The sequence below is a fragment of the Gammaproteobacteria bacterium genome (genome assembly GCA_024235095.1).
Classification (GTDB): domain Bacteria; phylum Pseudomonadota; class Gammaproteobacteria; order Competibacterales; family Competibacteraceae; genus UBA2383.
Window position 1 is genome coordinate 24,363 of the sequence record JACKNC010000001.1, and the last position, 23,149, is coordinate 47,511.

At 56.4% G+C, this 23,149-nt stretch carries 18 protein-coding genes and 1 tRNA gene; 6 read left to right on the forward strand and 13 right to left on the reverse strand.

What is annotated here, in order from left to right; all coding sequences use genetic code 11:
• Positions 1-9: 9 nt before the first annotated feature.
• The 5 genes from H6973_00075 to H6973_00095 form a co-directional block, all read right to left on the reverse strand.
• Positions 10-4,254, reverse strand: a complete 4,245-nt coding sequence (locus H6973_00075) for a PAS domain S-box protein (protein MCP5124067.1) — start codon at positions 4,252-4,254, stop codon at positions 10-12.
• Between the two features lie 67 nt (positions 4,255-4,321).
• A complete protein-coding gene (locus tag H6973_00080) occupies positions 4,322-4,867 on the reverse strand; it encodes a transposase (GenBank protein ID MCP5124068.1) in 546 nt (181 codons plus the stop codon).
• A gap of 841 nt (positions 4,868-5,708) precedes the next feature.
• Positions 5,709-7,070, reverse strand: coding sequence for a tRNA lysidine(34) synthetase TilS (gene tilS, locus H6973_00085; GenBank protein ID MCP5124069.1), 1,362 nt, complete (start codon positions 7,068-7,070; stop codon positions 5,709-5,711).
• Between the two features lie 22 nt (positions 7,071-7,092).
• Positions 7,093-8,127 carry an acetyl-CoA carboxylase carboxyl transferase subunit alpha gene (gene accA / locus H6973_00090; protein MCP5124070.1) on the reverse strand — a complete coding sequence of 345 codons (1,035 nt, stop codon included), beginning with the start codon at positions 8,125-8,127 and terminating at the stop codon, positions 7,093-7,095.
• Between the two features lie 14 nt (positions 8,128-8,141).
• Positions 8,142-9,584 carry a DegQ family serine endoprotease gene (locus H6973_00095; GenBank protein ID MCP5124071.1) on the reverse strand — a complete coding sequence of 481 codons (1,443 nt, stop codon included), beginning with the start codon at positions 9,582-9,584 and terminating at the stop codon, positions 8,142-8,144.
• 183 nt (positions 9,585-9,767) lie between these two features.
• On the opposite strand from H6973_00095, the gene H6973_00100 reads away from it, so the two are divergent.
• Positions 9,768-10,940, forward strand: a complete 1,173-nt coding sequence (locus H6973_00100; GenBank protein ID MCP5124072.1) for a PilT/PilU family type 4a pilus ATPase — start codon at positions 9,768-9,770, stop codon at positions 10,938-10,940.
• 109 nt (positions 10,941-11,049) lie between these two features.
• Here H6973_00100 and mazG read toward each other — a convergent pair whose 3' ends face one another.
• Genes mazG through H6973_00125 form a run of 5 tightly spaced genes read right to left on the reverse strand, consistent with a single transcriptional unit; the run spans position 11,050 to position 17,504 of the window.
• Positions 11,050-11,877 carry a nucleoside triphosphate pyrophosphohydrolase gene (mazG, locus tag H6973_00105; GenBank protein MCP5124073.1) on the reverse strand — a complete coding sequence of 276 codons (828 nt, stop codon included), beginning with the start codon at positions 11,875-11,877 and terminating at the stop codon, positions 11,050-11,052.
• A 6-nt stretch (positions 11,878-11,883) separates the two neighbouring features.
• Entirely contained in the window at positions 11,884-13,332 is a 1,449-nt protein-coding gene (locus H6973_00110) for a YdgA family protein (protein ID MCP5124074.1), read from the reverse strand.
• A 52-nt stretch (positions 13,333-13,384) separates the two neighbouring features.
• Entirely contained in the window at positions 13,385-14,740 is a 1,356-nt protein-coding gene (locus H6973_00115; protein MCP5124075.1) for a phosphomannomutase, read from the reverse strand.
• Positions 14,741-14,760: 20 nt separating this feature from the next.
• Positions 14,761-16,176: a mannose-1-phosphate guanylyltransferase/mannose-6-phosphate isomerase gene (locus H6973_00120; protein ID MCP5124076.1), complete on the reverse strand. Its 1,416-nt coding sequence runs from the start codon at positions 16,174-16,176 to the stop codon at positions 14,761-14,763.
• Positions 16,173-17,504, reverse strand: coding sequence for a UDP-glucose/GDP-mannose dehydrogenase family protein (locus H6973_00125; GenBank protein ID MCP5124077.1), 1,332 nt, complete (start codon positions 17,502-17,504; stop codon positions 16,173-16,175). The genes H6973_00120 and H6973_00125 overlap by 4 nt, the downstream gene beginning before the upstream one ends.
• 123 nt (positions 17,505-17,627) lie before the next feature.
• Between H6973_00125 and H6973_00130 the strand changes: the two genes are divergently transcribed.
• Genes H6973_00130 through H6973_00145 form a run of 4 tightly spaced genes read left to right on the forward strand, consistent with a single transcriptional unit; the run spans position 17,628 to position 20,186 of the window.
• The gene (locus H6973_00130; GenBank protein MCP5124078.1) at positions 17,628-17,864 is read left to right on the forward strand and encodes a DUF2007 domain-containing protein; all 237 of its coding nucleotides are present in this window, start codon (positions 17,628-17,630) and stop codon (positions 17,862-17,864) included.
• Positions 17,861-18,766, forward strand: coding sequence for a lysophospholipid acyltransferase family protein (locus H6973_00135; GenBank protein ID MCP5124079.1), 906 nt, complete (start codon positions 17,861-17,863; stop codon positions 18,764-18,766). Before H6973_00130 ends, H6973_00135 begins: the two co-directional genes overlap by 4 nt.
• A gap of 60 nt (positions 18,767-18,826) precedes the next feature.
• Complete coding sequence (locus H6973_00140) at positions 18,827-19,714, forward strand: hypothetical protein (GenBank protein MCP5124080.1); 888 nt, start codon at positions 18,827-18,829, stop codon at positions 19,712-19,714.
• Positions 19,715-19,766: 52 nt separating this feature from the next.
• Positions 19,767-20,186: a GFA family protein gene (locus H6973_00145; protein MCP5124081.1), complete on the forward strand. Its 420-nt coding sequence runs from the start codon at positions 19,767-19,769 to the stop codon at positions 20,184-20,186.
• 447 nt (positions 20,187-20,633) lie between these two features.
• On the opposite strand, the gene H6973_00150 is transcribed toward H6973_00145, so the two are convergent.
• The 3 genes from H6973_00150 to H6973_00160 all read right to left on the reverse strand — a co-directional run bounded on the left by H6973_00150 (position 20,634) and on the right by H6973_00160 (position 22,246).
• Positions 20,634-20,707: transfer RNA gene (locus H6973_00150), tRNA-Arg, on the reverse strand.
• Positions 20,708-20,798: 91 nt separating this feature from the next.
• The gene (locus H6973_00155) at positions 20,799-21,557 is read right to left on the reverse strand and encodes an NRDE family protein (GenBank protein MCP5124082.1); all 759 of its coding nucleotides are present in this window, start codon (positions 21,555-21,557) and stop codon (positions 20,799-20,801) included.
• 2 nt (positions 21,558-21,559) lie between these two features.
• The gene (locus H6973_00160) at positions 21,560-22,246 is read right to left on the reverse strand and encodes a response regulator transcription factor (GenBank protein ID MCP5124083.1); all 687 of its coding nucleotides are present in this window, start codon (positions 22,244-22,246) and stop codon (positions 21,560-21,562) included.
• A gap of 75 nt (positions 22,247-22,321) precedes the next feature.
• On the opposite strand from H6973_00160, the gene H6973_00165 reads away from it, so the two are divergent.
• Entirely contained in the window at positions 22,322-23,119 is a 798-nt protein-coding gene (locus H6973_00165) for an enoyl-CoA hydratase (protein MCP5124084.1), read from the forward strand.
• Positions 23,120-23,149: the final 30 nt, after the last annotated feature.

The following is a 23,149-nucleotide window of genomic DNA, read 5'->3' on the forward strand; positions in this document are numbered from 1 at the left end:
GTTTAAACTTCACGCTCTTACAAGAATGCTATCAATGGTCTCTCTGGCAACTTTAAACGCCGATTCAAACGCTGGAAATAGTACGGTGACTACAGGTCTGTCCGCCGCTTTACCAGCATGCTCCAGCTTTTCGCACACCTGGCCCAGCTGCAGGGCGCCGATGGCGCGGGCGTTGGATTTGAGGCCGTGCGCAATCTGGCCGACGGCGGCGGTATCCCCCCCGGTAACGGCGGCGCGGAGACGCTCGGCCTGCGTCTGCGCCGTGACCTGGAACTTCTCCAGCAAGCGGCGGTGGATCGCCGGTTTGTCCCCCACCATCTGCGCGAGTACGCCGGGGTCAAACACCGGTCGTTCACCCGCCTCCTCCATCTCTTCTGTGGCCTCCGCCAAGGCCGGCGCCTCGGCGGTCTGGCCCAGTGAACTCGCATCAGCCACCACCGGCAGCCAGTGAGCGAGTTGTTCCCGAAGTTGTAACAAGGGCGTCGGCTTGGCCAGGTAGCCGTCCATGCCGGCGGTCTGACAGCGCTCAGCCTCGCCCTGGAGCACGTTAGCCGTCAAGGCCAGGATCGGGATGTGGTCCGCACCCCCGCGGTTCGCTTCTTCCCGGCGGATCGCTTGGGCGAGTTGGTAACCGTCCAGGTGCGGCATGTGCAGGTCAGACAGGATTAAGCCGTACTCCCCGGTTCGCCACTGGCGGAAGGCCGCCTGTCCGTCCGGGGCAATGTTGCACCGATAGCCCAGCAGGGCTAGTTGTTGCTGGATCACCTCCTGGTTGGTCGTGTTGTCTTCGGCCACTAGGATCAGCCGTCCCTGTGCAAGGGCTTCCGCACGATCGGGAACGGAACAGATCCCATCCGCCACCTCCTGAAGCTCGGTAGCACTCACCTGCAATTGTTCCGGATCCGCCGGGGAAAACGGCAGACGCGCGGTGAAGGTGCTGCCGACCCCCGGCGTGCTCTCCACCCGGATTGCGCCGCCCATCGCTTCAGCCAGGCGCGTGCTGATCACTAGTCCCAGTCCCGTCCCGCCGTACTGGCGCGTGGTCGAGACATCGGCTTGGGCGAAGGGATGAAACACCCGCTCCAGCGTCGCCGCATCCATGCCAATACCGTTGTCGCGCACCGACAGCTCAACCCAGATGTTACGGTCTTCCTCGCCCGCCAACCGCGCAACCACTTCAACATCGCCCGCGCGGTCCAGTCCACTGGAGAACTTAATGGCGTTGGTGATGAGGTTGGACAGGATTTGCCGTACCCGTAGAGCGTCGCCCTCTAGTGCCGGGGGGAGATGCGGATCCACAGCATGACGCAGCCTCACCCCCTGTTGCCGGGCTTGTTCGGCGAGCGTGGCGTAGGTCTTCTCAACCACGTCGGCGAGGGCGAAGGGTTCGATGGAGAGATCGAGCTTGCCCGCCTCGATCTTGGAGAAATCAAGAATATCGTTGAGAATGCCCAACTGGGTTTGAGCCGAGTCGTGGATGATGTTGACTATTTTGCGCTGCTCGTCGGTCAGGTGCATGTTGCGCAACACGTCCGTCATGCCAATCACCCCGTTCATCGGCGTGCGGATCTCATGGCTCATGTTGGCCAGGAAGAGGCTCTTGGCCAGATTGGCCTGCTCGGCCATGGCCTTGGCCGATAATATTTGATGTTCCGCTTGTTTACGATTAGTGATATCTGAAATAAAAGTGATAAAGCGGCTGGGTAGACCTTTCGTTGCCGGTAGCTGATAGCCGCTGATCTCAACGGGAATTAAAGCGCCATCCTTGGTTCTTTCCTGACTTTCGAAATGGGCTGGACCACTGGCAAATAACTTCTTGGTATTGGTTTGGAAGTCCCCGGGTGGAAAATTTGGATCAATATCCGGTATGGTCAACTCCAGCATTTCCTCTTCGCTGTAACCCAACAATTGGGCCGCATAACTGTTCACATAAAGAAATTTCCCCGTTTTCGCATCGACCCAGTGGATGCCGATGCCGGTACAGTCCATGGCGAAATGGGTATCCAGTAATTGCTGGTTGACCACTTTGAGTTCAGCGGTGCGTTCCTCGACCAATTGCTCGAGTTGTTGGCGATAACGTTCCAATTCCTGAGCATTGTGTTTTTGCTCGGTAATATCACGCCAAACAGCGACAGCGTGGGGATGACCTCGAATCTTGATCTTCCTTACGTTCACCTGGACGTCGATCAGACAACCATTTTTACACCGATGTTTATTCTCGACTTGCATGTTTCCGTTCATGGGGATGGTTTCAACCATGGATATTAACTGTTCTTCCTTGAATTCTCCCTGGATATCGAACACCGTCAGTTGAGCATATTCATCGCGGGTATAACCGAGCGTGGTATAGGCGGTGTCGTTGAATTCAACCATACGGAAGGTCTCCAGATTGACCAGTTCAATGGCATCGCCGGCCTGCGACACAATGGCGCTCATGATTTCCTCTCGCTCGCGCAAAGCTTCTTCTGCATGAGTTCTTTCGGTGATGTCTTCAGCAATTCCTAAAGTCCCAAAAATATCGCCTTTTGCATTTCGCAAGGGGATCTTCGTCGTATGGACAATGCGTTCCTCAGTTCCTTTCAGCCAATGTTCGTCGAAGTTCTCGATCTGCCCACTAGCCATGATGCGTTGGTCATCCGCAATGTACTTCTTGGCCAGTTCATTCGGGTAGAGGTCGTAGTCCGTTTTGCCGGCGATGTTATTACGGGAAAAATTAAGGTTGTTCGCATACGCCGAATTACAGGATTCATAGACACCCTCTTTGTTCTTCTGCCAGATGAGTTGTGGCAGGTTGTCCAACAGGCTGCGGTAGCGGGTGGCGGTTTCCTGGACGCTGCGCTCCGCCCTCTTGCGATCCGTGATATCAATCAGCGTGCTGAGCATGCCGATGACATCTCCTTTTTCATTTCTGATCGGCCGTGAATTGTTTAAAACGGAGATAATACTGCCGTCCTTTCGGCGCAAATTGTGTTCGTAGTTGACGATGCGTTCACCGGCCAGTAGTTCTTCATGAGCTGGCAAAACCACCTTCGGATCGGCGTCCACATCCGGAATGTGCATCTGTAGCAGTTCTTCTCGTGAATAGCCGAGAAGGTTGAGGCCGGCCTGATTGCTGTCGATGAAACGCTTGTTCTTGTCGAAAACATAAATGGTAGCGACCGAGCCATCGAAAATACCCCGGTATTTCTCTTCGCTTGCCCGCAGTGCATTTTCGATCTTCTTACGCTCAGTGATGTCCCGGCATATGGCCTGTGACATCAGTTTTCCCTGTATAACCACAGGTGTCAGGCGAATCTCTACCAACAACTCTACGCCATCCAACCTTCGCACCGGCCATTCAAATATCTGCGGCTCTCCTGAGAATACCGCCGCGTTTTTTTCTGACATCCTTTCAAATGCTGACTGAGGGCTGTCAGGGTCCTCAACGGTGAACTCAATAGGCGTATGTCCTATCACCTGAGTCTTGTCGGTAGCCTTCACCAAATCCAGAGCGGCCTGATTGCACTCCACAAATACGGGTCCATCGTGTAAAAAAACGCCGTCATGAGAGGATTCGAATAATGCGCGGTAACGGGCCTCGCTTTCGCGTAGTTCTTCTTCAGCCAGTACGCGCTGTTTTATTTCCTTGGAGAGGCGATGGAGCGCAACGGCCATGTCGGCCCGGGTTGCTTCATTCGTAATGAACAAGCGGTCAATCTCACTTTCAACCGATTTTGAAGAGGGCTTAACAACGAACTCGTCAAAAGCGTTATTATTGGAAATATACGAGACCTGCTCGGCCCAACAATTCATACTAAAAAGCTTGGTGCAATATCCGGCCATCTTCCCGGCTAACATGGCGCTGCCCCAAGACACGCGCAAGGCTTTCTGATAGCGACCTTCCCAACTATCAAATACTCGGAATCGGCAAGTTCTCTTTTCCTGATCTAACTCTTCGATTAACCACTTGCCCCAACCGGCCACTGCCGCAATATTGGCAATGGCTGCAAAGCCTTCCCGGAAATCCGTGAACTGGGAAATGACTTGCCAATCGGTTTCTACGCTCTTTCGCCCCTCACTTTGCAAAGCTAAGGCGAAACGCTTGGTTCCCACCATGGCCTGAACTCCTGAGAGCAACCCTGCAAGGGTCGTATCCACCCACATCATGGCGACGGGCAATTTGCTGAATTCACAGGTTCCTTTCTCGATATCCCACTCGATATCGATTCCGGAAACTCGAATAAGCGGTGATTCGTTTAATGGTGCATTTGACATAGGAAACAATTTTTTATAAGAAAATAGTGATGAGGGTTGTTATAAGGGTCGGCGCCAACGTAATGATTTATAGCAATCCTACCTGGGTCGTCAGTTGCCGCCGGCGCTGGAGGAGCACCGTCAGCGCCTGGGTCTCTTCGTCTTTCCAGGGACGGGGTTGGGGCTGAATGCACTGGCCAAACCGGGCCAGCGCCAAGGCATCCAAGGCGTCCGTCTTGGCCAGAACCCCCAAGGCTTTAGCAAAGTCCCGCGCTTGGCGTGGATTGATCACCGCCGTCGGGAACTGCGCCTCGATCAACATCCCGGCGACCAGGGTTTCCAAGCCACCCGTGGCTTCCAGGACGATCAGCCGCGGTGTCTGGGGTTGCAGCCAGGCGATCAATGCCGCCAAACCCGCTTCATCGCGGGGTACGCGCCACCGTTCCTGGGTGGGCCAGATCGCCACATCCAGATGGGCTTTGGCCACATCAATCCCCACCCAACATTCCGCCGGCAGTGCGTCGGTCGGCGCTGGCAGAGAACCGGCGGACGGGATCGCCGCGCCGATTTCGGCCCGGTGCGCTTGTGGATGGAGGGCTTGTTCAACGGCAACGGTCAATGAGTTCTTGATCATCGTGTGTTCCTTATCCCCACCTTGCACGATACGGCTTTAAAGCCCATCAACTGTTCGGGCTTGAGGTTCACAAAAACCGGAACGCGGCGCGTCAAGCTCCTTAACGGGATCGTGAGTCCCAGAGGGGGATCGCGCTACCACGTTTCGGGATACTTTACTAAATTCCAAACATACAAGGGGTAGCGCGAAGCGCCGGGGTGGTTTGACCCGGCGACTCCATAACTCGTCTAGGAGTACCATGTTACTAGCCCACCAAGTTATCCACCAAGATAAGCGGAGCGCTTATCGGGGCGCGAGCCGAGCTTCGCTCGACGCGAGTTGCAGGCGTCGCGCTGCGCGCTCCGCCTATCAACTCGCTGGAGCGGTAATCGGGCCTAACCACCTTCAAGCGCCTATGCGCTCTCCGGTATTAGACCGATTCCGCTCAGCTCGCGCCCCGGTAGTAGATGGTCATTTCAACGGGGATCAAGCGGCCATCTTTGGCCTGTTGAGTGGTCTCGAACTTTATCAGGACTTTCGCTTGGATGGCTCCATACCACCGTATATAGTGGATTTACTGGCAAGAACAACGGTACATGTAGTGTGAAGCGAAAGTCCTGTTTATATAACTTTGCTGTTTGATCTGTTCCCTGATCTCCCTATAGCGTTCGGCCGGAAAGTGGGAATCAATGTCGGAGACCGTTAACTGACACAGTTCCTCGGGGGTATAACCGAGGTTGATTTCGGAAGGGGGATATTGCGCCCGCCATTCTTCGAACAATCTATCGAAGACGGCTTTTTTCTCAAAATCAACTGGTAGTACTTGGACTTTTCCAGCAGGGACATGGAGTCACGGAACGGCCTAGAACTCGTGATTTGCAATAACAAGCCAACCCATTTCGCCCGATCCGGCGGCAAAGTCGGCGGCACTCCCCAGTCCCACGACGGCAAGGAGCGGATGAGCAATTACCCCCTCCTTAACCCCATACACCAAAGGCAACCGCTCCCGGTCCCACGGCGGAATGCCTGCTTCCTGCAACAGCTTCTTTAACTCTTGGCCATGGACTCGACCCACAGGCCGGAACCGTTCCCCGCCCTGACGGAAGGCGACGAGCAGCGAACCACTCTGCAACATCTCGGCGCGCAATCCTTCACCCACGGTTTTACGTAATTCCAATCGACCGATGCCAGGCAAATCCAGGGGCGGCCAACGATCGCCAGCAGATCGCCAAACCAAGGTCCGCCGGGCATCATGCGGTTTGAGCGGCGGCATGGCGTACAACGCGTTTCGATAACGCCGGACTTCGGCACCCGGCCAGCGTATACAGGGATTACGATCAGCAGCAGCAGTCAACATATCGTGGACAATCTGTTGCAATTGCCGGGCGTCGGGAATGGGCAGATGCAACCGCCGCAACCAGTGACGCAGCAGATTGCGCTGGCGAACCGCACTCAGTTCCCGCAAGACCGGAACCGCTAAACGGTCAGGATGCTGTGTTGCAACGCGAGCCAAATCCGCAACGGCTTCTTCATCGAGCCAGGCCGCTGTTTCCGCACACAGCCGGGCGGAGCGGCTCAACGTGCGGTTCACAGCAGGCCAGCGTTCCCGCAGCAGGGGCAAAACCCGATGGCGCAGATAATTGCGGTCAAAACCGGTGTCCGTATTGCTGGCGTCTTCGATCCAGCGTAAACCGTGCTTACCCGCATAAGCCAGCAATTCAGCGCGGTCCACTTCCAAAAACGGTCGCAGCAACCGGCCCTGACCCAAGCGACTTACCGCCGGCATCGCTGCTAACCCGTATGGACCCGCGCCGCGCAGCAATTGCAGGAGCAAAGTCTCGGCCTGATCATCGCGGTGATGGGCGGTCAATAACGCAGAGTCGAAACCCAATTCAGCAGCGAGGGCGGCATAGCGGGCGCGACGGGCCGCAGCCTCGGGACTTTCCCCCGGTACGGGTCGAGCGTCGATCTTCAGTACTCGAAAAGGCATATTCAGATCGCGACAAACCTCAGCACAGTGTTCGCCCCAGACAGCGGACGCCGTTTGCAGACCATGATCAACATAGATCGCCTCCAGTTTTTGGGTCAGCCAGTACGGGCGATGCATCGCCAACCCATGCAGCAGGACATGGGAATCGAGGCCGCCGCTGTAGCCAACAATCAGTCGGCAAATCTGGGGATGGGCGATCAAAAGTTGGGATAGATATTGATGGAAGGGTTCCATCGGGGAGTTTTTGTATCGCTGCTTAACCTTCCTTATCCTTCCCCAGCAACGCCGCTACGCTACTCTGCCAGGTCGATTGCAATGACGTCGCTGGCGCCGCTTCCTTGAAGACGCCATAACCCATCAGTCGCTGATAACGCTGCTCCAGCAGATCGTCGATTGATAGCGCATCCAGCGTCTGAAGGTTTTCCCGCAACGCGAGTCGGACATTCTCTGCGGTCAACGCCAAGTCGCGGTGCGCACCGCCTGGTGGTTCGGGAATAATTCCATCAATCAAATTAAGCTTCAGCAAGCGGTCGGCGGTGAGTCCCATGGCTTCGGCGGCGTCCGGCGCCTTGTCAGCGCTCTTCCACAAAATCGCCGCGCACCCCTCCGGTGAGATGACTGAATAAGTGCCATATTGCAGCATCAACACCCGGTCGCAGACTCCCACCGCCAGCGCGCCGCCAGAACCGCCCTCACCGATCACAACGCCGATAATAGGCGTTCGCAATCGACTCATCTCAAACAGATTGCGAGCAATAGCTTCGCTCTGGCCATGCTCTTCTGCGCCAATGCCCGGATAAGCGCCTGGCGTGTCGATAAAGGTCAGAACCGGCAATCGGAAGCGTTCCGCCAGCTTCATCAAACGTAACGCCTTACGATAGCCCTCCGGTCGGGGCATGCCAAAATTACGGTAAATTTTCTCCCGGGTGTCCCGGCCCTTTTGATGACCAATGATCAGTACCGGTCGGCCATCCAGCCGCGCCAATCCAGCGACAATGGCATGGTCGTCGGCAAAGGTTCGGTCGCCATGCAATTCGTCGAAGTCTGTGAAGATGCGCTCCAAATAATCCAGCGTATAGGGCCGCAAGGGATGACGGGCGATCTGGGAAATTTGCCAAGGCGTTAAAGCAGCGAAGATCGACTCGGTCAGCGCTTTGCTTTTTGCTTCCAAACGGGCGATTTCATCACTGATATTCAAGTCCTGCTCGGTGCTCAAATGCCGCAATTCCCTGAGCATTGCCTCCAGCTCGGCTATCGGTTTTTCAAAATCCAGACAGTTATTCGGGTTCATCGGCGTTTAATGGCTCATTCTCGTTCAGGCGGCATGCGGATGGCCAGATACAGCGATTCGTTTTCCCGACGCACCAGCACCGGTACGGCTTTACCATTAGGCAGTTCTTTGGCTATTTCAACAAATTGGCTGCCGCTTTTCACTGGGACATGGTTGATCTGTAAAATAATGTCATCGGGATACAGGCCGGCGTTGGCGGCGGGGCCTTCATCCAGTCCAGTGACCAATACGCCCTGGTCGTCATCAGGACCCAGTCCACGCCGTTGCTCATTGCTCAGATCAGCGACGATGATACCCAGGCGCGGGTCGCTATACTCATCCATCGTCATGACCCGTTCCTCGGTGGTTTCCAGGCGGGCGATCGTGGCCTTGATTTCCAGCGGTTCACCGTTGCGCAGAATCGACATCGCCACGGTCTTGCCGACCGGGGTCACACCGATCATGCGTGGCAACTGCGAGGAGTCCTCTACCGGTTCGCCGCTGTAACGCAGAATGATGTCGCCGGGTTTGAAGCCGGCGCTGACCGCCGGGCTGTCGGGCAGGACTTGGGCGACTAGCGCTCCGCGCGGCCGGTCGAGTTTAAAGGCCTCGGCTAGATCATTGTTGACAGCTTGCAACAGAATGCCCAGCCAACCTCGGGTTACCTCGCCGGTCGCCTTCAATTGCTCGGCCACCTGCATCGCCAGCTTGATGGGAATCGCGAAGGACAGGCCCATATAACCGCCGGTGCTGCTGTAAATTTGCGAATTGATGCCGACGACCTCGCCGCGTAGGTTGAAGAGCGGGCCGCCGGAACTACCGGGGTTGACCGCCACATCGCTTTGGATGAAGGGTACATAAGTGCCGCTGGGCAGGTTGCGGCCCACCGCGCTGACAATGCCCTGCGTCGCGGTGAGTTCGAGTCCAAACGGCGAACCAATGGCCACCACCCATTCGCCAACTTCCAATGCATCAGAGTCGCCAATTTTGACCGCAGTCAGATTTTCACCCTCATCAATCTTGAGTACGGCAACATCGGTCAATTCATCGACGCCAATTACTTTGGCCGGCCGTTCCCGCTGATCGCTGAGCCGGACGATAATTTTTTCGGCATCCTGGGCAACGTGGGCGTTGGTCAGGATATAGCCATCGGTGGAAATGATGAAACCGGAACCCAGCGAGTTCGCCTGACGATCGCCGGGAAGTTCGGGGCGCTCCTGAAAGAATCGTTTGAAAAACTCCAGATAGGGATTTTCGCTGCCTGGCAAGTCCGGTAACCCGGATGAGCGGGACCGCCGGCTGGGGGTTTGCGTGGAGCTGATATTGACGACCGCCGCCTCGTTTTGCTTCACCAGCTTGCGAAAATCAGGTAACGGTTGCACGATTTCGGGACGCGCCGCCGGAGCGGCGGCTATCCAACACAATGGGAGCAACAACGCTAGTAGCGGGAGCCAGTAGCGGGAGCCATTCACATTCATGGAAATAATCTTCTCCTGATGGTAAAACAGAGGCTGATATCAGTCCGAAAGCGCGATGAGACAGAGTGACGAGGCGCAAAGCAGCCAAAAATAGCGGAGGGGTTGGGCGATCATGCCGGAATACGCAAATGCCAGTATAATTTTTCGAGTATAGCGTATCAATCAGCCAAAAGGAGACGCGGTATGGAGCAGAGTTCGGCACTGGAAGTCAACGATTACGAAAAAGCGACTCAGTATCTTTATGAGTTGACAGTCAAGCTGTTGGATGTCGGTGGATCGGATATTTTCATCACCGCGGGCAGCGCGCCAGCGCTCAAAGTCAATCAGATTATTCATCGCGTAGGCGACCGCAGGTTGACTCCTCAACAGACAACGCTGTTGAGCCGGGCAATCATGCATGATCGCCATGCACGGGTGTTCGACCAGTATCATGAAGTTAATTTTTCCCTGAATTTCCCCAATATGGCCCGTTTCCGAGTCAGCGCTTTTACCCAGCGCGGCAGTGCTGGCATGGTGCTGCGCCTGATCCAGCAGCAGATTCCAACCATCGAGGAATTAAACCTGCCGCTGACCCTCCAGGAGATTGCCCTGACCAAGCGTGGATTAGTGATTTTTCTGGGCGGCACCGGTTGCGGCAAGACGACCTCGATGGCGGCCATGCTGGATTACCGTAATGAGCAGCGCCAGGAGCATATTATCACTGTCGAAGACCCCATCGAGTTTTTTCATCGTCACAAACAATGTCTGGTGGATCAACGCGAGGTGGGGACCGACACCGACTCCTACGAGTCAGCGCTGAAGAACACCCTCCGGCAGGCGCCTAATGTCATCATGATTGGTGAAGTGCGGGATCGCGAAACCATGCAGCACGCCATCAACTTCGCCGAGACCGGACACTTGTGCCTGACCACTCTTCATGCGAACAATACCGACCAGGCTTTTGATCGTATTGTCAATTTCTTCCCGGAAGAGAAACGGGCGCAAATTCTGATGGACCTGTCGTTCAATATGAAAGCGTTCATTTCCCAGCGACTGTTGCCGCGCGAGGATCGACCAGGCCAGATCCCGGCAGTGGAGGTTTTGCTGAACACGCCGCTGATGGCGGAGCTAATCTTTCAGGGACGGGTCAAGGAGATCAAGCCGGTCATGACCCGTTCTAGCGAACAAGGCATCGTGACTTTCGATCAGGCGCTGTTTAATCTCTATGAAATTGGCCAGATTAGTTATGAAACTGCGATTCGCCATGCAGATTCCGCTAACAACCTGCGATTGCGGATCAAGCTGGAGAGCAAACGGCCACAGCCAAAAGCGGCCAGCGAGGGGCCATTGCAAATCGAGGATGATCGGCTGCGCTGAGCAGCGTAGTCTCTGGACGAGCAAGGATAGAGGTTTCAGGCGTCAGGTTTCGGCAACCGGAAGCCGTGCCTGGATTTGTCCAGTTTTCGTTTGAAAAAAACAATATTTATCAGCGGTAGCGTAACCGTTCTTCAGCCTTTGTCTGTTCCCACAGTATATCCATTTCCGCCAGCGTTGCCTCCGTGGGCGTGCGGCCCTCTTCCGCCAGCCAGATCTCGATTTGCCGGAAGCGTCGCTCAAACTTGGCGTTTGTTCCACGCAGCGCGTCTTCAGGATCGAGTTTAAGATGGCGAGCCAGGTTGGCGACTGCGAATAACACGTCACCCAGCTCGTCGGTCAACCGTTCCGCCGGGGCATGGCTGGCCACCTCGTGGCGTATCTCGGCGATCTCTTCTTCAATCTTGGCCAGCACCGGCTCCACCGCGCCCCAATCAAAGCCCACGCGCGCGGCTTTCTTTTGTAACTTAACCGCCCGAATCAGCGCAGGCAATGCCAGGGGAACGCCTTCCAGGACGCTGGCGGCGGATCCCGACGTTTCGACTTTTTCCGCCGATTTGATTCGCTCCCAGGCGGCGGTTTGTTCCGCGGCATTAGCGTAGCTTTCATCGCCAAAAACATGAGGATGGCGACGGGTCATTTTCTCGACGATGCCGCTTGCTACGTCGGCGAAGTCGAAGCGTCCTTCCTCGCGGGCGATCTGCGCGTAAAACACGACCTGAAAAAGCAAATCACCCAGTTCGGTGCGTAATTCCGTCCAGTCCTCGCGGGCGATGGCGTCGGCGACTTCGTAGGCTTCCTCAATCGTGTGCGGGACAATAGTGGCGTAAGTCTGCTCGCGGTCCCATGGGCAGCCATGATCCGGGTCGCGCAGGCGGGCCATAAGAGTCAGCAGTTGTTCCAAGTTCACACACTCCGGTATTAAATTTATGCGGCTCACAGTCTCTCACTGCAAAGGACCAGTCGGGGGAATAAGCGGAATTTCCTGACCATTGACAACCAGTTTACCCTCTTCAAAACGCGCAGTCGTTTTATAGTGATCTCCCTCCAGCCGAATGAATCCAGCCGTGGTCAGCTCCTGAAGTTGCTGGTTCGCCTGCATCGCTGCCATGCTTTGCACGGCTTCTTCGGTCAGCGGTTGATCCTGCCCTTCAGCCTGGGTCCGTAATTCTTCACTGATAGCGTCGGTCAACACCGTTTCGACCAGCGCCTTGGAGGCGACCACCTCCGCCAGACCTTTTTCCAGGGCGGCCAGCAGACCCATCGGGTCTTGCAAGGCGCTCATGTCGCCAAAATCCTGGAAATCCAGGGTCAACTGACCTTGCCAGTCCCCCTGGCTCAGCTGCGCCTCGGTATTCAGCGCCAGTTCCGGTTTGCCGCGCAGCAGCGCTTTAACCAAATTCAGCAACTCGCCCAACGCCTGGGGATCATTGGGGTTGCTGGACATTTTTTGCTGCCACTGCTGCAGCTGCTCGACCGTGGCGCCATCCAGATTGCGCAATGCGAAGCGCAAGCTACCGGTTCCGCTTTGCTGGTCAACCGTTATCTGATCCGCTTTGAACAACACTTCGCCGGCGACCTGTTGCGGGTTCTGCTGACTGAGGTTAGCGGTCATACCGAAGTTGGTCATGACGAACGGCTCACCGGTGGTCTCATCCTGGACGCGCAATTCGCCGATTTTGAAACTGGATTCGCCATAGAGCAGACCAAAAGCGCCCTTGCGCTGATCGGCGGTCAGGGTGAAATCCTTCAATTGCACTTGGCCAGCCGCGTTCTCAGCGGATTTGCCCGTCGCCTCAAGGACGCTTATCGACAGTTCACCCTGCACGGCGGCAGAGTGAGCGGCGACTTGGAACCGGCCCTGCAACCCTGAAAAAAGCAGCTTTTGCAAGTCTTCAACATCATTTAGTGTCAACGGCGGCATGGTGATTTGGGTATCGCTGGCGCCGTCGAAGGCAATTTTCGAAATCGCGACCACCGGCTCCTGATCGCCATACCACTGCGCCAGTTGCCGGGTCCACGCGCTGCTGTCGGGATCAAGCGTGGCGCGCACCACTGCGCCGGTCCACTCCATCGGTATGCCTGGCGCATCCCGACCGGCGAGCGGCAGGGGACCATGGTAGATGTCCTGGCGAATTGAGAAGGATGGGTCGGGGATATCAGGATCGCTGCCTTCCGGCGGTCGGGCGATGTCGACCCGGGTTACGACATGTGATGAGAACAGCCCGCGTTGATAGCGTACCGTACTGAGCTTGACGTTGCCGCTTTTGGAGCCTTCCGCCAAGGCTTCCTCATACCAGCGTTCGGCCTGCAGACCGGACCAGTAAGCGACGCCGGTTATGCCCGCCGCCGCTATGATCAAAACACCGATCACTCCAATAACCCACTTTTTCACCCTCACCTCCCCGCTACCAGTAACGGCATTATTCTTCATAAAAAGGCGACCATCATCGCGCTTCAATCAACGCTCGTAATTCGCCGGTGCAACGCTCCAGCAATTCGGCGTTGCCCCGCGTTTCGACATTCAACCGCAGCAATGGCTCCGTATTGGACGAACGCAGGTTGAAGCGCCAGTCTGCGAACTCCAGGCTCAGGCCATCCGTTTCATCCACCTTCGGTTGTTGATCGGCGTAGGCGGCGCGAATCTCCGCAAGCTTGGCTGGCGCATCGGCGACCTGAAAATTGATCTCGCCACTGCAAGGAAAAGCGCGCATTCGCGCATTGACCAGCGCTGACAGGGGCAAGTGACGCTGGCTGATTAATTCGGCAATCAACAGCCAGGGGATCATACCGCTGTCGCAATAGGCGAATTCACGGAAATAGTGATGAGCGCTCATCTCGCCGCCATACAGCGCATCCTCCTGGCGCATCCGCTCCTTGATGAACGCATGACCGGTCTTGCTTTGCACCGGAATTCCGCCTGCGGCGCGGACTTGGGAAATGGTGTTCCAGGTCAGGCGGGGATCATGAATGATCCTCGATCCCGGATGCCGCATCAGCAGCGTTTCCGCTAGCAACCCCACCAGGTAATAGCCCTCGATAAACCGACCAGCCTCATCAAAGAAGAAACAACGGTCGAAATCGCCATCCCAGGCTAGCCCCAGATCGGCGTTGTGTTCCTGCACCGCCTCGGCAGTCGCCGCGCGACATTCCGGCAGCAGGGGATTGGGAATACCGTGAGGAAAAGCTCCATCTGGCTCATGGTGAATTTTGATGAATTGAAACGGCAGATACGGCTCCAGTCCATCGATAATCAGCCCCGCGCCGCCATTACCGGCGTTGACCACAATCTTCAGTGGTCGCAGCGCGCCAGGATCAATATAGCCGAGTAGATGCCGGAGATAATCATTTTTATCCGGTCGTTGGGCCAAAGCGCCACGCCGGCGGGTTATAGTGAAATCATCATCCGCAGTGGCTAGATCGCGGATGGCGAACAGGTCGTTATCGCCGCTCACCGGTTTCGCTCGTTCGCGCACCAGCTTCATACCATTGTAATCCATCGGATTATGGCTGGCAGTCACCATGATCCCGCCATCGAGACGATGTTCAAAAGCAGCGAAATAGATTTCCTCCGTACCGCATAGGCCGATATTCAGCACATCCGCGCCGCTATCCAGCAACCCGTTCGCCAGCGCTGCGCAAAGCGCCGGACTGCTCAGCCGCACGTCATAGCCGACCGCGACCCGCCGGGGCCGCAGAAAAACCCCATAGGCCCGGCCAATGCGATAGGCCAGGTTTTCATTCAGTTCATCGGGAACCCGCCCGCGAATATCGTAGGCCTTAAAACAGGTCAGTTCACTCATTGCTCACTCCTGACATCTTCTTATTCACCACGCCCATACGCATCGTCATAACGCACAATGTCATCTTCGCCCAGATAGCTGCCGGACTGCACTTCGACGATTTCCAGCGGAATCTTGCCCGGATTCTCCAAACGGTGACGCACGCCCACCGAAATATAGGTCGACTGATTTTCGGTCAACAGAAAGACTTCTTCGCCGCGCGTCACGCGGGCCGTACCGCGCACCACCACCCAATGTTCGGCGCGGTGATGGTGCATTTGCGAGGACAGGCTGGCGCCCGGATTGACCGTGATGCGCTTGACCTGAAAGCGTTGATCGAAATCAATCGAATCATAACAACCCCAAGGCCGGTAGACCTTGCGGTGCATCCGTCCTTCCGAGCGGTGGCGGGTCTTGAGTTGATCGACCACCGCTTTCACATCCTGCACCTGATCCTTGCCGGCGACCAGCACCGCGTCAGCGGTTTCCACCACCACCAAGTGCTCTACGCCGACTGTGGCGACCAGACGCGAGGCAGCGTCGATATAGGAATCACGGGTATCAATGCTGATGATATCGCCACGCTCGATATTGCCGTCCTGGTCCCGCTCGCCGACCGCCCATAATGCTGACCAGGAACCCACGTCGTTCCAGCCGACCGCCAGCGGCATCACCAAGGCATGATCGGTTTTCTCCATGACCGCGTAGTCAATGGAATCCTTGGGGCAGGCGGCAAACGCCTCCCGGCCCAGCCAGAGAAAATCCGTATCCGCCCGGTCCGTCGCCAGCGCCTGCTGGCAAGCCGACAGCATGGCTGGAGCAAAGCGCTCGAGTTCGGCTAGAAACGCCGAAGCGCTAAACATGAACATGCCGCTGTTCCAGTAATAGTGACCGGACGCTACATAGCTCTGAGCGGTCGCTGCATCGGGTTTTTCGATGAAGCGATCAACCTTGCAGATCCCGGAGTCGGCCCACGGCGCCCCGGCCTGAATATAGCCATAGCCGGTTTCCGGCGCGGTTGGGACGATGCCGAACGTGATCAACTGGCCGGCTTCAGCCGGTGACGTGACCTGACGAACCGCAGCGCGGAAGCCATCGACATCGGCAATCACATGATCGGAAGGCAGGATTAAAAGCAGTGGGTCGTCGTTGCAGCTTTGCACATGCAGGGCGGCAATGGCCACCGCCGGCGCGGTATTGCGTCCCACCGGCTCCAGGATCACTGCCGCGGGATGAATGCCCACGGCGCGCAATTGCTCCGCCACCATGAAGCGATGTTCTTCATTACACACCACCAGCGGCGCAGCGACATCCGGCAAACCGGCTACCCGCAAAGCGGTGTTTTGTAACATGGTGTTCTGATCCACCAGGGGCAAAAACTGTTTGGGATAGGTTTCGCGGGACAACGGCCACAGCCGGGCGCCGCTACCGCCGGAGAGAATGACGGGAATAATCATGCGGTCTCACCTCGGCCAATTGCGTAATAGACAAATCCTTGTTCACGCAGATACTCAGGATCATAAAGATTGCGCCCATCGAAAATCACCGGTTGCTTGAGCGCTTGGCGGATGGCGTCGAAATCAGGACTGCGGAACAGGCTCCATTCGGTTATGATCACCAGCGCATCCGCGCCATTTAATGTGTCGCTTGGCCGGTTGCACAACTGGAAATCCGGCCGCTCGCCATACAGGCGTCGCGCCTCGTTCATCGCCGCTGGATCATAAGCTCGAACCGCAGCGCCTTCCCGCCACAGGGCTTCGAGCAGCACCCGACTGGGCGCTTCGCGCATGTCATCGGTGCCAGGCTTGAAGGCCAGGCCCCACAGTGCGAACGTGCGCCCACGCAGCTCGTTGTGGAAATGACGCTGGATTTTGGCAAACAACATGGTTTTTTGCCGCTCGTTGACTGCTTCTACGGCTTGCAGCAACACGGCTTCATAGTTCACGGAGCGGGCCGTGTATTCCAAGGCTTTGACATCTTTGGGAAAGCAGCTCCCCCCGTATCCCGCGCCGGGATAGATGAAGTGATACCCAATGCGCGGGTCAGCGCCAATGCCGATGCGCACTTTCTCGATATCGGCGCCCAGGCGTTCCGCCAGATTGGCTATCTCGTTCATGAAGCTGATCTTGGTGGCCAGCATGGCGTTAGCCGCGTACTTGGTCAATTCCGCCGAGCGCACGTCCATCTCGATCAACCGGTCATGATTACGGTTGAACGGCGCGTAGAGATTGCGCAGCAGTACGGTGGCCCGATGATCGTCGTTACCGACAATAATGCGGTCGGGACGCATGAAGTCCGCCACCGCCGCGCCTTCCTTGAGAAATTCCGGGTTGGAGACCACGGAGAAAGGGATAGCCTGACCACGTTCAGCGAGAGCGCCGGCAATCGTCTCCCGGACGATGTCGGCGGTGCCGACCGGCACGGTGGATTTATCAATCACCACCCGATAATCCTGTAAATACTGGCCGATAGCGCGCGCCACAGCACGAACATGCTGCAAGTCAGCCGAACCATCCTCATCCGGCGGCGTACCGACTGCGATAAACTGAAACAGGCCATGGGCTACACCCTCGGCAACCTCGGTAGTGAAACGCAAGCGACCGCTGGCGCTGTTGCGGCGCACCACGTCATCCAGTCCGGGTTCATGAATAGGAATCTCGCCTCGTTGAAGCATGGCGATCTTGTGCGGATCGACATCCACGCACAAGACATCATTGCCTACTTCGGCAAAACAGGCGCCGGTGACTAATCCAACATAGCCGGAGCCAAAAATGGTGATTTTCATGATAATGCAACGCTTGTTGAAGATGTGGAAATAATTGAATCGCTAATGATGAAACCTGCTTACATACTTTGCGTCAAGCAGCGGGCATGGGAAACTATAGCTTACTTATTATGAGTGACCGCCATGTATGTAAAAACCCCCTGGGTTACCCTGGCTGTGTTTGAAGTTTTACCTACTGCCGAAATTAGCCGAGGCCGGCTGGTGGCGGAAGGTATTTCCTGCCGATTGCTGGATCGCTCTTTGTCAGGTCTCGGGTTGATCGCGGACGGCATTGAACTTCAGGTTCCCGAAACGGAACTGGAGAAAGCAGGAAAGGTGCTGGCGCAGGATTTTTCCAGTGAACTGGATCTGGAGCCATGAACCGATTGATGGTCATGCATGGTCTGTTCCGCCTGATCGCTGCCCTGCCTTTATCCTGGGTTCACTGCCTGGGCGCGTTTTGCGGTTGGCTGCTCTGGCGAATTCCCAACAACCGGTCCCGACGCATCGCGCAGCATAATCTGGATCTGTGCTTTCCCGAAAAATCGATTGGTGAGAGGAACCGGCTGTTGCGCCAGAGCTTGATGGAGGCAGGCAAGGGCCTGTTGGAATTGGGTCCGCTGTGGTTGTGGCCGAGGAAACGGCTATTAGCGTTGATCTACGGAACCGTGGCGGGTGAGGAGGCGCTGGTCACTGCAATGAATGCCAGGCGTGGCGTGATACTGATTACGCCGCATCTGGGTTCCTGGGAGATGGCGGGACTCTACTATTCCAGCCGCTATCCAATGACCATTCTTTATCGTCCCAGTCGACGGGTTGAATTTGATGTACTCAGTAGCCGGGGCCGGGGCCGGATGGGTGGGCAGGTCGTTGCAACAAATGCACAGGGCCTTCGCGCTTTACTGAAAGCATTGCAGCGGGGTGAGGCGCTCGGTATTCTGCCCGATCAGGACATTGGCAGCGATGATGGCGAAGAAGTTGCGGGTCGAGTCTTCGCGCCGTTCTTCGGCATCGCCGCCAGCACCATGACCCTGGTGTCCCGACTGGCGCGAAAAACGGGCGCATCCCTATTTCTGACCTGGGCCGAGCGTTTACCACATGGTCAAGGCTATGCCCTGCATCTGCGCGCCTTGCCCGAAATTGTCGAAGCCGCCGCCTTAGCGGAATCCGTCGCTGCGTTGAACCGGGGCGTCGAAGCGGCAGTGCGCACCCTTCCCGAACAATATCTGTGGGCCTATCGGCGGTTCAGGACACGGCCGCCAGGCGAGGCTAGAATCTATTAACACCCGTTTACACCCAAATCTATTAACACCCGTTTACACCCATGACCGGAGGAATCCACCATGATCGCCAAATCCGCCCTGTCGTCCGCACTCCTTTTAACCGCTGCGCTTGGCGTGGCCTCCGCCCAGGCCGCTGACCCGCTGATTACGATTAGTACCGGCAAAAGCGGCGGCGGCTACAACACCATCGGCGGGCGGCTGAAAAGCGTGCTGGCCGAGCAGGATCAACCTGCCGAGGTGTTGACCAGCGCGGGTTCTCTGGAAAATCTCAACCGGCTTGCTGATCCCGCCAATCCGGTCAACGTCGGCCTGGCCCAGGCCGACGCCCTGAAATACTACCTCAAGGATCATCCCGGTTTCGCCGACAAGTTCATCAATCTGGGCGAGATCGGTCAGGAATGCGTATTTATCGTAACCGGCAAGGACAGCGATATTCGCAGCGACAGCGACTTGCAGGAAAAGGGCAAAGACCGGCTGATCGCGGTGCAGTCTCCAAACAGCGGCGTCGCGGTGACCTGGGAATACATGACCGAACTGGAGCCGGCGTTCAAGAACACCGCGCCCGCATTCGTCGATGGCGCCGAGGCGTTGCTGCAAATCAAGAGCGGCGGGAAAGCAAGCAAGATTCAAGCAGTCATGGTCGTGCAGAAACCGCTGGCCAAGTCCACCGAAATGCAGGTGGTGCTGGAGAATCCCAAGGATTTCCGCCTGATTCCGGTAAAGGACTGGGACTTGAACGATGAACTGCCCGATGGTAGCGCCGTGTATACCTTCGAGGATGTGACCGTCGCCGAGAAGAAATGGGGCTTTGACACCACGGTAGACACGATTTGTACGCGCGGACTGATGCTGGCCAACAAAGAAAAGCTGACGGCTGATCAGCGCACCCGCCTGGCCAAGATCATGTTGCTGGCCGCCAGCCGAGTGGTGGGAGAAACCGGTAAATAGCGCTAAGGCGTATTAAGCACACATTGCAACTGAACTCTGAGGAGCCGCCATGTTGACTCACGAAATCACCGGACGCTGTCTCTGTAACCGGGTGTCTTACGCTATCACTGGCCATTTGGGCATCTTTCAGTATTGTCACTGTTCACGATGCCGGAAGTTTACCGGTAGCGCCTTTGCAGCCAATCTATTGGTATTGCCTGCTGATTTTCGATGGACTCGCGGAGAGGAATATGTTGGTCGATATGAAGTCGAGGAGGCCCAGCATTTTGCCACATCTTTCTGTCAGCATTGCGGTTCCTCTCTGCCCTGGTTGGGGAAAAGCGGTAAGGCAGTCGTCGTTCCGGCAGGCACCCTGGATGACGATCCGCTGATCCGTCCGATGCACAACATTTTCTGGGGTTCGCGCGCGCCGTGGTACATCGAACCCAGCGCCCTACCGCACTATGATGAGTTGCCTCCACGGAAGCGGTAATTGGGCCTCTGATTCGGTGCGTGAGTGAATCCTCTTCTTTAGCCGCAATTTCCCTGCGACCCGCTGATCATGCGCTTACGACTATGCAACCCGAAATAAATAGCAACACCCTCCAAGATAAGGCTATCCCTTCCACAATGGACAGTCGCCTGCATCGCAGTCTTGAATGCGTTGTTTCCAACCCTGACGCGGGTAGCTCGCACACCAAGCACACTTTCGTGCTATGGCGATAGACTGATATTTACCAGATAGATGGTTTTTTGCGTGGCTATACTGCTGATTCAGAGTTTCCCACCATTCCTGAGTCTCATCAGCACTCATAACATGCCTCCCCGAAGAAAGACCTTGTTGAAACAAACGTCAGGGTCCGCAGAAGCGCCTAAATATTTGGGAGATTCTGCACGACGGACGCACGACAGTCCTTTTGGTTAACCAGTTGAAAATTAGCGCCCCGGACAGGATTCGAACCTGTGGCCTCACCCTTAGGAGGGGTGCGCTCTATCCATCTGAGCTACCGGGGCGGAAACTACGGAAACTGCCGGGAAAATTAGACAGCCCGCAACAGGGCTGGATTTAAGAATAGCCGATGATCGCTTGCGCAAACAAGTGGAATCATGACCGCCAGTCGAGTTGAAACTCCCGCCGGCTGGCGTCAGCCCAAGTGATTTCAACGACATGCGCATCGCCATCATTGCGAACCAACAGCGCAGTTGAAGCGCGAGTGCCATAACCCGGCGCGTCGATGAAAATCGATGACAGCCAGCGCTCCCATTCAAGTGGAACGCCGGTTTCAGGCAGCTCAGCATCCGGTGCAACGCGGCGGTCGGTCAACACTTCCAGCAAATCGTCCGGCGTCGGATCGGGCCGCTGGTCCAGCCGGCCACGCAGCAGGCTCAGGCCCCTCCGTAACTTCGGCCAGGGCGTGTCCAGCAAGTGATTGCTGAGACCATACCACCCTGGCGGTAAAGCCCGAATCTCGCCCGTCTGATTGGAGTGATAGTACAGGCCGGTCTGATCACCCAGCAGCAGGTTAAAACCGTTATAGTCGTCGGCAATCGAGCGCAACTGTTCCAGATAATCGTTTGCCGATTGTGAACCTTGCAGAAAATCCCGCACCAGTCGCCCCCGCGAAGGCGCGCCCGACTTGACCTGACCCGGATCACGGTAATTAGTAATCGCGGCAAAATGGCCGGCGCGCGTGATCCCCATCCAGGTACCTCCTTCCTGAAGATCGCGCCCAGCCAGTATCCGGGGCGCTTCATCCCAAAACCCCAGTGGCGCGGTAGGCCGCTGGTGGAACTCATCGCGATTGGCGGCGACCACCAGTTCATAACCAGGATGACAACGATACGCAATTAAAATCAGACACATGGTCACCCCTCTCTCACATCGTAAAGCTTGAGAATTCCCAAGGCCATCGCCATTCGAAGCAGTTGCGATAAAGTGCGCGCTTCCATTTTCTGCATAACTTTGGCTCGATGCACCTCCACGGTCTTGCGGCTCAGATCCAAGCGTTCGGCGATTTCCCGATTGGACAGGCCCTCAACAACTTCGCGCAAGATATCCTGCTCACGCGGGGTCAAGGTCTCGAATCGATTCAACAGGATGCGACGCCACGCCCGAGCGCGGCGTCGGTCTCGGTCCTCGGTGACTGCATGATGCACACAGTCCAGCAACCACTGATCATTCAACGGCTTTTCCAGAAAGTCCATCGCACCCTGCTTCATGGCGTTGACCGCGGTGGCCACATCGCTGCGTGGGGCAATGACAATAACGGGTAAGTCAATATTCTGTTCGCGTAACACCTGTTGAGCACTCACTTCGGCGCGTCCGGTGATGCGAATATCCAGCAACAGGCAACCAGGCCGTTCGGGTTGATAGACCGCCAGGAATGCATCGGTTTCACTGAAAGTTCGGGCATGGAGACCGACCGATTCCACCAGTCGGCGCAGAGAATCGCGCAGTGTAGCCTCAGGATCCAGAATGTAGACTATCGGCGTGTCACAATGGCTCACGGCTTCCGACACAGTTGAAAAGAGAGGTCTGAAAGTATAAAACATTCAGTCATGATCTGTGGAATCCACTACAATTTTCTTGTTCATTCAAAGCTTATCCATCCCAGGAGAACCCGCGCCATGACCGCAACCTCTTCTTCTCAAGACGCCCTGGTGTTACGCCAGGATGAAACTGGCGTAGCCACCCTGACCCTCAATCGACCCAAGCAGTACAACGCCTTGTCAAAAGCGATGCTGGACGCCTTGCAAACGACGCTGAATGCGGTGGGCGCTGATGAATCGGTTCGAGTTGTAGTGATCGCCGGCGCCGGTCCCGCATTTTGCGCGGGCCATGACCTCAAGGAAATCCGCGCTCAGGACAGCCGGGCGTTTAATCAAGCGCTGTTTACCCAATGCGGACAGGTCATGTTAACCATTAATCGCCTGCCGCAACCCGTGATCGCCCGGATTCACGGCATTGCTACGGCTGCGGGTTGCCAGTTGGTCGCGGCTTGTGATCTAGCGGTTGCATCCGATAACGCCCGTTTCGCAACCTCCGGCATCAATGTCGGCCTGTTCTGCTCCAGCCCTGGCGTGGCGTTAAGCCGGAATCTGGGCCGCAAACAGGCGCTAGAACTCTTGCTGACTGGCGACTTCATCGATGCAGCGACCGCCTTGCAACAAGGGTTGATTAATCGGGTGGTTCCGCCAGAGCAACTGGATGCGACCGTTTGGCAACTTGCCGAATCGATCCTCAACAAATCGCCGCTGGCGATCCGTATGGGTAAAGAACTTTTCTACCGGCAATTGGATTTGGGATTGGAAGAAGCCTACGCCTGCGCCACTGAAGTCATGGCCTGTAATCTGGACAGCGGAGATGCTCGGGAAGGCATCGACGCCTTCATCGGTAAGCGCAAACCGGAATGGAAGGGGTGTTAGCTTCACAAGCTCCAGGCAGTCGTCGAGCAA

Excerpts from the sequence above, each read along its gene's own strand:
- accA (MCP5124070.1), bottom strand. The coding sequence starts at position 8,127 with ATGAACCCGAATAACTGTCTGGATTTTGAAAAACCGATAGCCGAGCTG.
- H6973_00130 (MCP5124078.1), top strand. The coding sequence starts at position 17,628 with ATGTATGTAAAAACCCCCTGGGTTACCCTGGCTGTGTTTGAAGTTTTA.
- H6973_00135 (MCP5124079.1), top strand. The coding sequence starts at position 17,861 with ATGAACCGATTGATGGTCATGCATGGTCTGTTCCGCCTGATCGCTGCC.
- H6973_00075 (MCP5124067.1), bottom strand. The coding sequence starts at position 4,254 with ATGTCAAATGCACCATTAAACGAATCACCGCTTATTCGAGTTTCCGGA.
- H6973_00160 (MCP5124083.1), bottom strand. The coding sequence starts at position 22,246 with ATGTTTTATACTTTCAGACCTCTCTTTTCAACTGTGTCGGAAGCCGTG.
- H6973_00140 (MCP5124080.1), top strand. The coding sequence starts at position 18,827 with ATGATCGCCAAATCCGCCCTGTCGTCCGCACTCCTTTTAACCGCTGCG.
- H6973_00095 (MCP5124071.1), bottom strand. The coding sequence starts at position 9,584 with ATGAATGTGAATGGCTCCCGCTACTGGCTCCCGCTACTAGCGTTGTTG.
- H6973_00120 (MCP5124076.1), bottom strand. The coding sequence starts at position 16,176 with ATGATTATTCCCGTCATTCTCTCCGGCGGTAGCGGCGCCCGGCTGTGG.
- H6973_00115 (MCP5124075.1), bottom strand. The coding sequence starts at position 14,740 with ATGAGTGAACTGACCTGTTTTAAGGCCTACGATATTCGCGGGCGGGTT.
- H6973_00125 (MCP5124077.1), bottom strand. The coding sequence starts at position 17,504 with ATGAAAATCACCATTTTTGGCTCCGGCTATGTTGGATTAGTCACCGGC.
- tilS (MCP5124069.1), bottom strand. The coding sequence starts at position 7,070 with ATGGAACCCTTCCATCAATATCTATCCCAACTTTTGATCGCCCATCCC.
- H6973_00080 (MCP5124068.1), bottom strand. The coding sequence starts at position 4,867 with ATGATCAAGAACTCATTGACCGTTGCCGTTGAACAAGCCCTCCATCCA.
- H6973_00100 (MCP5124072.1), top strand. The coding sequence starts at position 9,768 with ATGGAGCAGAGTTCGGCACTGGAAGTCAACGATTACGAAAAAGCGACT.
- H6973_00155 (MCP5124082.1), bottom strand. The coding sequence starts at position 21,557 with ATGTGTCTGATTTTAATTGCGTATCGTTGTCATCCTGGTTATGAACTG.
- H6973_00165 (MCP5124084.1), top strand. The coding sequence starts at position 22,322 with ATGACCGCAACCTCTTCTTCTCAAGACGCCCTGGTGTTACGCCAGGAT.